At 35.2% G+C, this 11,031-nt stretch carries 10 protein-coding genes and 1 pseudogene; 10 read left to right on the plus strand and 1 reads right to left on the minus strand.

What is annotated here, in order from left to right:
* Positions 1 to 46: 46 nt before the first annotated feature.
* Positions 47 to 1,252, minus strand: coding sequence for a glycosyltransferase (locus BPMYX0001_RS26875; protein WP_050774449.1), 1,206 nt, complete (start codon positions 1,250 to 1,252; stop codon positions 47 to 49).
* Positions 1,253 to 1,800: 548 nt separating this feature from the next.
* Between BPMYX0001_RS26875 and BPMYX0001_RS26880 the strand changes: the two genes are divergently transcribed.
* The 10 genes and pseudogenes from BPMYX0001_RS26880 to BPMYX0001_RS33425 form a co-directional block, all read left to right on the plus strand.
* Positions 1,801 to 2,715 (plus strand): NAD-dependent epimerase/dehydratase family protein, encoded by a 915-nt coding sequence (locus BPMYX0001_RS26880; RefSeq protein WP_006097333.1) that lies wholly within the window; start codon positions 1,801 to 1,803, stop codon positions 2,713 to 2,715.
* A gap of 608 nt (positions 2,716 to 3,323) precedes the next feature.
* Positions 3,324 to 3,947, plus strand: coding sequence for a CmcI family methyltransferase (locus BPMYX0001_RS26885; protein WP_050774423.1), 624 nt, complete (start codon positions 3,324 to 3,326; stop codon positions 3,945 to 3,947).
* A 391-nt stretch (positions 3,948 to 4,338) separates the two neighbouring features.
* Positions 4,339 to 4,977: pseudogene (locus BPMYX0001_RS34335) on the plus strand (glycosyltransferase family protein); the annotation flags it as partial.
* 21 nt (positions 4,978 to 4,998) lie between these two features.
* The gene (locus BPMYX0001_RS34340) at positions 4,999 to 5,670 is read left to right on the plus strand and encodes a class I SAM-dependent methyltransferase (RefSeq protein WP_050774450.1); all 672 of its coding nucleotides are present in this window, start codon (positions 4,999 to 5,001) and stop codon (positions 5,668 to 5,670) included.
* Between the two features lie 583 nt (positions 5,671 to 6,253).
* Entirely contained in the window at positions 6,254 to 6,922 is a 669-nt protein-coding gene (locus BPMYX0001_RS26895) for a glycosyltransferase family protein (protein ID WP_006097336.1), read from the plus strand.
* A 268-nt stretch (positions 6,923 to 7,190) separates the two neighbouring features.
* Positions 7,191 to 7,940: a sugar phosphate nucleotidyltransferase gene (locus BPMYX0001_RS26900; RefSeq protein ID WP_006097337.1), complete on the plus strand. Its 750-nt coding sequence runs from the start codon at positions 7,191 to 7,193 to the stop codon at positions 7,938 to 7,940.
* Entirely contained in the window at positions 7,937 to 8,503 is a 567-nt protein-coding gene (rfbC, locus tag BPMYX0001_RS26905; protein ID WP_033799448.1) for a dTDP-4-dehydrorhamnose 3,5-epimerase, read from the plus strand. Before BPMYX0001_RS26900 ends, rfbC begins: the two co-directional genes overlap by 4 nt.
* A complete protein-coding gene (gene rfbB / locus BPMYX0001_RS26910) occupies positions 8,500 to 9,471 on the plus strand; it encodes a dTDP-glucose 4,6-dehydratase (protein WP_033799449.1) in 972 nt (323 codons plus the stop codon). The genes rfbC and rfbB overlap by 4 nt, the downstream gene beginning before the upstream one ends.
* Before the next feature lie 6 nt (positions 9,472 to 9,477).
* Entirely contained in the window at positions 9,478 to 10,320 is an 843-nt protein-coding gene (gene rfbD, locus BPMYX0001_RS26915; RefSeq protein WP_006097340.1) for a dTDP-4-dehydrorhamnose reductase, read from the plus strand.
* 480 nt (positions 10,321 to 10,800) lie between these two features.
* Positions 10,801 to 11,031: hypothetical protein (locus tag BPMYX0001_RS33425; protein WP_167535691.1), on the plus strand; the 231-nt coding region annotated here is incomplete at its 3' end.

Genomic DNA, 11,031 nt, shown 5'->3' on the forward strand with positions numbered 1-11,031 from the left:
CCCAATGAAATGGGGTATAAAAGGTGTTTTTTATTTCTTATATGAACTAATAAAATTTCGAGTTATTTTCAACAACCTCCGCTATATGTGGTGGTAATTGTTTGATTTTAGATTGGAGGCGTTTCTGAGCAGCGCGACCTAAATTACGTTTATTTTCGATATAATACGCACATATGGAAATTTCATGATCAAAAAGGTAGTCGTAGACGTGGTAATCTACAAAAAGAATATCTTCTTTTGGGAATGGAATTTCTTTTCCTTGTAATGCATACATCAAGCTTAAATTATTTTTAGCTTTCAGTCGATACATTCTTGCAAGGTGGGACAAAGGTTCCGCTCTACAGGGTCTGTACTCCCAAGCATTCTGAAGATAAGTAGTAGCAAGAGCAAAAAATTGTTCCTCCTGATGGATGAAGGTATCTATTGTAGATTGATCAACTTTTGATTTATTTTTTTCTGACTCTGTAATTAATTGTTCACGTTGGAAAGAAGCCGTATTTGCCAAACGTTCATAACAGAGACCTATTCGTAAGAGGGCATAAAATACTTCTTCCGCCCATCCGCCCGCTTCAACTCTTTTTTTATACCATTTGATTGCTTCATCTAATTCGTTGAGAATGGATAATGTTTGTGCTAAGTAAAACATGTATCTGATTTTTAAATCGGGCGGGGTTGCTTCATCGTGAATTCCTTCTAATAGCAACCGTTTATCTCGTTCAAATTTATCACTCTTACTCCCACCGTCTCCTTGGTCATTGATAATTAGACTATCGAGTTTTTCAACTGTATCAAAGTAAGTAACTTGATCAGCCTTTAATTTAGAACGATCTAAATCCCAATATTCATGTGTAACTCCAACGGATCGCCATGGCAAAGATGTCTTAAGTAGACGAGAAAGCCAATATTTTATTTGAGGATCATATTGCATAGTCAAATAATGGTCCTTATCTAACTTACATTTATCAAAATGTGGCTTAACTTCTAAGACCATATCAGCATCGAGTAACAGCAAATAATCTGCCTCTGGATAAGTTTTTTGCGCCAAAGATACAGCTAAGCTTCGATTATATCCAAAATTTTTAAAAGGTTCATGGTGCACAGTACCAGGTATGTTATTTTCTCTGCACCAGTTTTCAATAATTTCAGGTGTTCCATCAGTCGAACCCGTATCACAAATAGAAACAAAATCAATGATAGATTTAGTCGGATTTAAACATCTTTCTATAATTTTTGATTCATTTTTTACAATCATACAAAGACATATTTTCTTTTGCGATTTTATGTGTTTTGTTGTTTTTGATTTATTTTTAGCCACTATTTTCCCCCCTATTTTTGTTCAAAAGGTTTTATTCGTTCAACAACATCTGATTTTATATACTTTGAACAAATGCTAATAAAGAGTTATAAGTTCTCTAAAGTATTGCTAGTAACTCTCAATCTTACAAATTCTCCTCATTTTAATCATTCGCCTTGCAATCTAATGGGGCGCTATTGGGTATGTGCAACTTCATATACGTAATTAATTACAATAGTAAAGCATGTAAGTATTTTGTTTTACTTTATGTGTGAAACCATATTAGGCATGCGCTAGATTTATCATATGCAGTCGGATTTAATTTTGTGAGTCTCTTTAATTCGGCATTGAATAGTTATAAGGCTTACTGTATCAAAAAATATATAGTCAACATAAATTGTAACAACATTGATTTTATAGAAATAATCATTCAATTAATTGAATGAAATGAATATTTTTAGTTGTCTTATATGTAAGGGAATATAACTTTTTGGGAGGGGAAATATTTGAAAGTTTTAGTCACAGGTGGAGCTGGCTTTATTGGTTCACATATTGTTGAATTCTTATTAGAAAACAATATAGATACAGTGGTTGTTGATAATTTAGTTACTGGGCATAAGTATAATATTCCATCAAAAGTTGCTTTCTATCATTTTGATATAAGGGATCCCAATATCGATAAAATTTTCATGGTTGAAAAACCTGATTTTGTAATACATCAAGCAGCACAAGTATCTGTACAGGAATCTGTAAAACAGCCATTTTACGATTGCAGTGAAAATGTCATGGCTACTGTTAATATTCTTCAAGCTTGTATAAAGTACAATGTAAAAAAAATTATTTACGCATCAACTGCTGCTGTATACGGTAATCCCCAATACTTACCTATTGATGAGAACCATGATCTTAATCCTGTATCATTTTATGGTTTATCAAAATTGACCAGTGAAGCATATATTCAATTATTTGCAAAGCTTTATGGTTTAAAATATACAATTCTCAGATACTCCAATGTTTATGGTGCAAGGCAGAATACAGATGGAGAGGCTGGTGTCATTTCCATTTTTATGGATCGTTTATTTAAGAATGATAGTCCAATTATATATGGTGACGGAAATCAGACACGAGATTTTATCTTTGTTAAAGATGTAGCACATGCTAACTTCTTGGCATTTAGAAATGCTGACAATCAAATATGTAATATTAGTTCGAATCAACAAATTTCAGTTAATGAACTGCTAGATACAATTTGCAATTTAATGAAAATAGAAAATAAAAGAATATACAAAGAGGAAAGACCAGGGGATGTTATCCATAGTTATTTATCAAATGATAAAGCTAGAAAATATTTGAATTGGCACCCGGAATTTTCATTGCTTCAAGGATTAGGGGAGACGATTTCTTTTTTCCATAAAGAATAAAATTGAAAATTATCATAGAAGCGTATACTAAGTTTTATCATATTTAATGTAAATACGATTAATAACATACGAAAGGGCGTGGGAAACATTTATTAATCTATGGTGTTGATTGGTGGGTTTTGGGAATCCCTGTCCGTCATTGACTATCATATTCGTTTACACTGTATTCGGGTACAATGCGAGTCACTTTGTTCAACGTGCCTTGTTTAAACGGCACCAGTTCGACAATTACAATATGAGGTCTTTATAAGGAACAAGATGACCCATAATTTCTAATGTTGATAGGCCGTTTGTATTACGTTATGAAGAATATGGGTGTTAGAAGAAAAGATAAATATTGCCCTAAAGGAAATGATGTTAGGTACAATTACCAAGAAATGAAAAGGTAGCATACTTTACAACGAAGAACATCTGTATTTTTTTACAGCGCCAAGATCTTCATAAGTTGCATGGAACTATACCTTATGTGTTATTATATAGCATCTTTCTGAACTTAGTTACTTTGCCTTCTGGAATGAATGAATTCATAATTTTTCTTTTTAAACATATTATGTTTGGTGTCACGCAATTTTATGAAATAAATGGAAATTTTAAAGGGGGTGTTTTATATGAAGGATTTTATTCAAGAGTTCCATAAATATTACTATGATAGCTTAGTATGGTCAAAAAGCACCAAATGGTTAGGTGTTCCAATTCACAAATGTCCTTTAGATTTATTTTTATATCAGGAAATAATTTATCAAATTAAGCCTGATCTTATTATTGAATGTGGGACATATGATGGAGGCAGCGCGCTGTTTTTTTCATCGATGCTGGATTTAATCCAAAAAGGGCAAGTTCTTTCTATTGATATAGCACCTCAGTCAAACCTTCCTACTCACCCACGATTAACTTATTTACGAGCATCTTCAACATCCTCTGAAGCTATGGGAAAAGTACAAAGCATGATTAATCCGGAAGATGTGGTCATGGTAATTTTGGACTCCGATCACAGCAAAAATCATGTACTGAATGAATTAAAATTATATAGTGAGGTAGTTACTACAGGAAGCTATTTAGTTGTAGAAGATACGAACATAAATGGTCATCCTGTATTACCAAATTGGGGACCAGGGCCAATGGAAGCATTAACAGAATTTTTAAAGGAAAATAATCAGTTTGTTATAGATGGGAGTAAACATAAGTTCTTTGTAACTTTTCACCCTAATGGATTTTTATACAAGGTAAGATGAAAGGTATATTAAAAATAAAATATGTTGTATCATATCCGTGAAAACTATATTTTTTAGAAATAGATTAGGAGAGTGTAATTAACAATCTTTTATAATCATACCTCTTTTGATACAAAAGAATATAAATAAAATGATTGTTGTTATCGTTAAGTTTCCTAACACCTCCCTTTTTCATTAACAAAAAAGGGAGGTGTTATATAAACTGAGGTTAGGGTTTTAGCAAGAGAGAAGCTGGAAATCGAAATACAGCTAGTATATAGGTTGTAGGGTTAAAGTCGGTGAGTATTTTATAATTTATTTTGTATTTCATTACTCAATGTATGGATTTATGAATTTCATGTTTAATTGTCCAGAGGATAAAATAAATTTAATTTGTTAAGGTGATGATTAAATGAATGATAAGAAAATATGTTTCATATCTTGTGTTAACGATTCTATTGAATACAGTATAGCTTTAAAACATATCAAACAATTAGAAATACCTGAGGGTTATGAAATAGAAATTGTGACCATCGAAGGAGCTCAAAGTATGACGTCCGGCTATAATCAGGGAATGAAAAAAAGCGATGCTAAATATAAAGTATATTTACATCAAGACGTTTCAATTATTAATAAAAAATTTATATTTGATATAATTGAACTATTTAGGAAAAATGCTAAATTAGGAATGATAGGAGTAATTGGTTCAAAAACAGTACCAAAAGGAGTATGGTGGGAAAGTAATCAACCTTATGGAGTGGTCTATCATACTCCAGCAGGAAAAGGACAATTGTCTTTAACCGGAAGGTATAATGTAGAAAATGAATATGAAAAGGTAAAAGCGATTGATGGATTAATTATGGCTACGCAATATGACCTTTCTTGGAGAGAAGATTTATTTCAAGGATGGCATTTCTATGACATATCTCAATGTTTTGAATTTATTAATCATGGTTATGATATAGGAGTCCCTAAGCAAGATGCACCGTGGTGCATACATGATTGCGGTATTATCAGTTATGAGGGATTTGAAAAAGAAAGACAAATATTTCTTAAAAATTATCCGGACTTAATACATCATGAATGGAAAAAAAATAATAATGTTTTAAGTGAAATAAATAATTATAATCCTACTGTGATAAGCATGTCAGCATGGGCTGGACATCTGAATTTTGGATATGATTTAGTAAGATTTATGAAGCCTAAAAAAATTGTTGAATTAGGTACACACTATGGAGCCTCGTTTTATAGTTTCTGTCAGGCTGTGAAAGACGGAGATTTATCAACTAAATGTTTTGCAGTTGATACTTGGAAAGGTGATCAACATTGTGGTTCTTATGGAGAAGATGTTTATCAAACAGTTAAAGGAGTAGTCAATAAATTCTATCCTAATATAGCGACCTTAGTTCAGAATACATTTGATGAGGCTTTAGAAATGTTTCAAGATGAAACAGTTGATATTCTTCATATTGATGGGTGTCATTCTTATGAAGCAGTTTCACATGATTTTCAAACATGGTTACCTAAAGTAGCGGATAAGGGTATTGTTTTATTTCATGATATTGCTGTGATGGATAGGGAATTTGGGGTTTATAAATTGTGGAATACTTTAAAAACCCAATATCCTTCTATTGAATTTAGACATTCATTTGGATTAGGAGTTTTATTTCCAAAGGGACATAGTGAAATTTTTAAAACTGTCTTAGAGAACAAAGAAATATTACAGCGAAATTATGAAATGTAAAGTAGAATATTTTTAATTACTGGGGCTTTCTTATATCTGATGAGAAAGCCCTTTTCCTATGATAGGTATTCTAAAACTTAGTAAATAGTTATTTTTTACATAACATGATGATGAAAAAACTTTCTTTATTTTCCGCTTTCAACTAGATTGCTTGTACGAAAGACATATATATGTAGGTAGTAAATATAATGTGTAAGGAAAATAAAAGATAGGAGTTGTTTAAAGGCATTTGGAGATCCATATGGTTATTCTGACTTAGGATAAGTTAGAGCGTAAAAAGCAGTGTGTAGCAAGTATTTTTCTTTATATAAAAGATGAAATTAAATACTTGTTTATCAAATGAAGCTAAATGATGGTTAGAACAATAGTCAGATCTAATTTCACAGTAATCAAGGTGTTGAAGTGGTTGAGGAGAATAAAAAAATACTGTTTCTAAATAATAATGTAGCTGTTACACTCTGTTTACTTTCAAAATTACATGCAGCTTTAAACAGTGATGAAAAGTACTGAAGCTGTTGCTTCGGTACAAATTATATTTTCAACTGGCTCTTAAGCGGTAAATTTAAGGAGAGTGAATTGGATAATGAGTGAAAATACATTTTTATTTGTTACTTGTGTAAATGATGATCAACTATATGAAAAATGTAAGAGGCATATACAATGTTTGTACGTTCCAGAAGCGTATACGATAGAATTCTTAGCGGTTCGTAATTCTAAGAGTATGACACAAGGATATAATCAAGCAATGCTACATGATGCCCAGTATAAAATTTATCTACATCAAGATACATTCATTATTTCCCCCTATTTTTTATTTAACGTATTATCTTTATTTCAAAATGACTCTTCATTAGGTATGTTTGGAATGATTGGATGTAAAAACATTCCTGAGAGTGGGATATGGTGGGAGGGAAAAGAGACGGTTGGGAAAGTTATTGAGGAGAGAAGGGGAGCTTTTCGCACTCTTACGTTTGATCAGTACGGGCATCGTATACCTTATATGCCCGTGCAAGCGGTAGATGGTCTGTTAATGGTTACACAATATGATTTACCTTGGCGGGAAGACTTGTTTACGGGCTACCACTTTTATGATATTTCGCAGTGTTTAGAGTTTATTAAGAAAGGATATAAAGTAGGGGTAGCAAGTCAATTAGAACCATGGTGTATACATTATTGCGGGGATGACTTTGATGCGCTTTCATATGAAGCGTATAGAAAGGTATTTATACAAGAGTATATGCCTTTTTTATAAAACCATAGATAGCAAGAGCTTAAGTGTAAGTGTGCCAATATTTCAGATGGTAAACAGGAGAGTGTATAAGTTCTTGTTGTTTAGTAGTCCCTTAACAGAAAGTAATCAACTTTAAAGCAAGGAATTAGATAAAGAGGAATATAGAAAAGCATTATGCACATATATAGGGTATGCAGAGAGTTTACAAGGTTAAATTGATAATGTATGAAAATTGAAGGGTGTAGTGTATGAACCAAAAATACAAATGGTTTGAAGGGGGAGGGATAAAATGAAAGGGATTATCCTTGCCGGTGGAACTGGATCTCGATTGTACCCGATTACAAAGGTCACAAATAAGCATTTGCTTCCCGTCGGTCGCTATCCAATGATTTATCACTCTGTATATAAGCTTCGGGAATGCGGGATTACAGATATTATTGTCATTACCGGGAAAGAACATATGGGTGATGTAGTCAGTTTTCTTGGCAGTGGAGCTGATTTTGGGGTGTCCTTCACATATCGTGTACAAGAGAAAGCGGGAGGAATTGCTGAAGCACTTGGGTTATGCGAAACGTTTGTGGGAAATGGGAAGATGATTGTCGTTCTAGGTGATAATGTTTTTTCTGACAGCTTGAAACCGTATGTAGAAAATTACAGAAAGCAAGGGGCAGGAGCCAGAATTTTATTAAAAGAAGTAGATGACCCGCGTCGTTTTGGGGTTCCTCATATTCAAGATGGTAAGATTGTATGCATTGAAGAAAAACCGGCTTCTCCAAAGAGCAACTATGCTGTAATCGGAATTTATATGTACGATAACAGTGTGTTTTCGATGATCAGTCAGTTAAAACCCTCTGATCGAGGAGAATTGGAAGTAACAGATATTAATAATGAGTATTTGGCAAGAGGAGTACTTACCTACGATACGCTGAAAGGATGGTGGACGGATGCCGGAACGCACCCTTCACTGCATAAAGCGAATACATTAGCGCAACATGTAGATTTTGGTGATGAGTTTAATGGAGGGGGAGGGAAGAGTTGAAGACGATTCCTGCATCTCTTTCTGATGTTAAGTTCATTGAGCCGAGTGTGTTTCATGATGCGCGCGGGTATTTTAAGGAAAGTTATAATGAAAAGGTGCTGAGGCATCTCGGTATTCACCACAAATTTGTACAGGACAATACATCGTATTCAAAGGAAGCGGGTGTGATAAGAGGGCTGCATTTTCAGCTAGAACCAAGAGCTCAAACAAAGCTCGTACAGGTTATACAAGGTGCGATTTTCGATGTTATTGTGGATTTGAGGAAGGGATCCCCAACCTATAAGAAATGGCAATCATTTTTGCTAACGGGTGATAATCATCGACTGTTACTTGTACCAAAGGGATTTGCACATGGTTTTTGTACACTCGTTCCTCACACAATTGTACATTATAAAGTAGATGAATTTTACGACGCGTCATGTGATAGTGGAATCGCATGGAATGATGAAGAATTTGCTATTTCATGGCCCGTAAGTAACCCGGTTTTATCAGAAAAAGATGGCATGTTGCCTAAGTTCAACGAAACCACTCATTACTTTCAATTTAAGGAGATATCGACATGAATGTACTAGTCACAGGAGGAGCAGGATTTATCGGTAGTAACTTTGTCCGTTATTTTCTCAAGAAGTATCCTGATTGCCATGTTATTAATTATGATTTGTTAACATACGCTGGCAATTTATCTAGTATCAAGGATATAGAGCCTCATAGTAATTATACCTTTATACAAGGGGATATAAGAGATGCTAAGAAAATTCAAGCTGTAATGCAAGATTACAAAATTGATAGTATCGTGCACTTTGCAGCGGAATCGCACGTAGACAGAAGTATACAAGGTCCTATGCAATTTTATACGACAAACATAGTAGGAACAGCTGTATTATTGGAAGCTGCTAAAACTTTCGGTATTCAGCGATTCCTTCACATTTCAACAGACGAAGTGTACGGCTCTTTAGGAGAAACTGGTCATTTTACGGAAGAGACTCCTATCTCACCAAATAGCCCTTATTCTGCTAGTAAAGCCAGCTCGGATTTAATTGCTCTTTCTTATTTCGAAACGTACAAACTTCCTGTAATTGTTACACGCTGCTCTAACAATTACGGTCCATATCAATATCCAGAGAAACTCATTCCGCTTATGATTACAAATGCAATGGAAGATAAGGAACTTCCTGTATATGGGAGGGGACAAAACGTGCGGGATTGGCTTCATGTATTCGATCATTGCACGGCAATTGATTTAGTTCTGCATAATGGAAGGGACGGAGAAATATACAATGTTGGAGGTAATAATGAAAAGAGAAACATAGAGATTGTGGAAATGATTTTAGAAAAGCTCGGAAAATCAAAGAATATGATATCCTTCGTTCCAGACCGCCTTGGTCATGACTGGCGGTACGCAATCGATTCGTCTAAGTTACAGAGAGAACTGGGATGGAAACCGGTATACTCCTTTACAAAAGGCTTAGAGGATACAATAGAATGGTATAGGAAGAATGAACAATGGTGGAAGCCATTAAAGAGTAGGTGAGATAAAGTGAAAGTACTTGTTACAGGAGCAGGAGGTCAGCTTGGTAAAGAATTTATTGCTTATTTTACAGAAAAAGGGGATACACTCTATAGTTTTACAAGAAAAGAATTAGATGTTACAGATGCTACGTCACTTAATCCTATCATGAAAAGCCTAAAACCAGATCTTGTCCTTCACTGCGCTGCGTATACAAAAGTAGATGCTGCTGAAGAAAATTGGAAAGAAGCATATGCTGTAAATGCATTGGGGACAAGAAACATAGCGGTAGCTTCGGAAGCAATAGGAGCGAAACTTGTTTATTTTAGTACGGATTATGTATTTGATGGAATGCATGCGCGTGATTACCACGAATTTGATCAAACAAATCCTCTCAATGTATATGGTGCTTCTAAGCTAGCAGGGGAAGAAGCAGTAAGAAACTTTCACAGTCGGTACTTTATTATGAGAACATCATGGTTGTATGGCGGGGAAGGTCCAAATTTTGTACGGACAATGCAGACGTTGGCTCAGACAAAAAAGGAGCTACGCGTTGTGTGTGATCAAATTGGGTGTCCTACTTATACAAAAGATTTAGTATGTAAAACCGGCGAAATGATACAAACGAATCAGTATGGAACCTACCATGTGTCAAATCGGGGGGAATGTTCTTGGTTTGAGTTTGCTACTCGTATTTTTCAGGAAATGAGGGTCAACGTTAAGGTCATCCCTGTGAAAACGGAAGAATATAGGGCGAAAGCAGAAAGACCACGCTATTCAGTTTTACAGCACCTGTGCCTAGAACTGAATGGTTTTACTTCTATGAGACAATGGGAGGAAGCGCTGAGAGAATATATAATAGAAACTTTGTAATGACAAGTGAAAAAGCATTCAGATACAAAACAGGCTGTGGAGAAGATTTTCTCCACAGCCTGTAAATCGTAGCTCCATTAAGGAGCTGCGATTTTGTTAATTAATTAGACGAAATTCTGCACACAACCATCACAACCTCCGCCAGTAGGTTGGAATACGACGTTGTCAATAAAGGCCGTTCCTCCATTTCCATTGTCGACAAAGATGTTTTGGAAAGTAATACATGCTACTGTCGCATTGTCAGGCACACATACAACGAGAGTGTAAGGTTGGAAGGAACTCTGACCTTGATGACCTTGTAGGACAATGTGTGGGAAATTATGTGAAACAATATCCGCAGGGCTAGGAGGACATTGCGTTGCCGGTAGCACTTGTGGGAAAGAAACGGATGCTACAGGTATCGCCCCATCCCTTACATCAGCGGCAAAGGAAAGCGTATAGCAACAACCTGGATCAACATCGACAGCCTGGCTGACACTTGTGAAGACAACTGCGTTTGTTGGAGTTGGTGGAAGCTCTAGGGCTACGATGCGTGTTGTTGCTGCTGGGTCGGATGGACCGGTTTGGCCTGTAACCAAAATACCGCTGTGGGTGTTTTGCTGCTGGTTGTTTAAAGTTGCTCCATCCGTCGGGTTCCAACCTGTAGCAAATGCTCCAGTTGTACCATCAAATCCAGGATCGTGGAGTAGGTTGTTACATGGACAGCAACCT

Origin of the sequence: Bacillus pseudomycoides DSM 12442, assembly GCF_000161455.1 — a bacterium.
GTDB lineage: Bacteria > Bacillota > Bacilli > Bacillales > Bacillaceae_G > Bacillus_A > Bacillus_A pseudomycoides.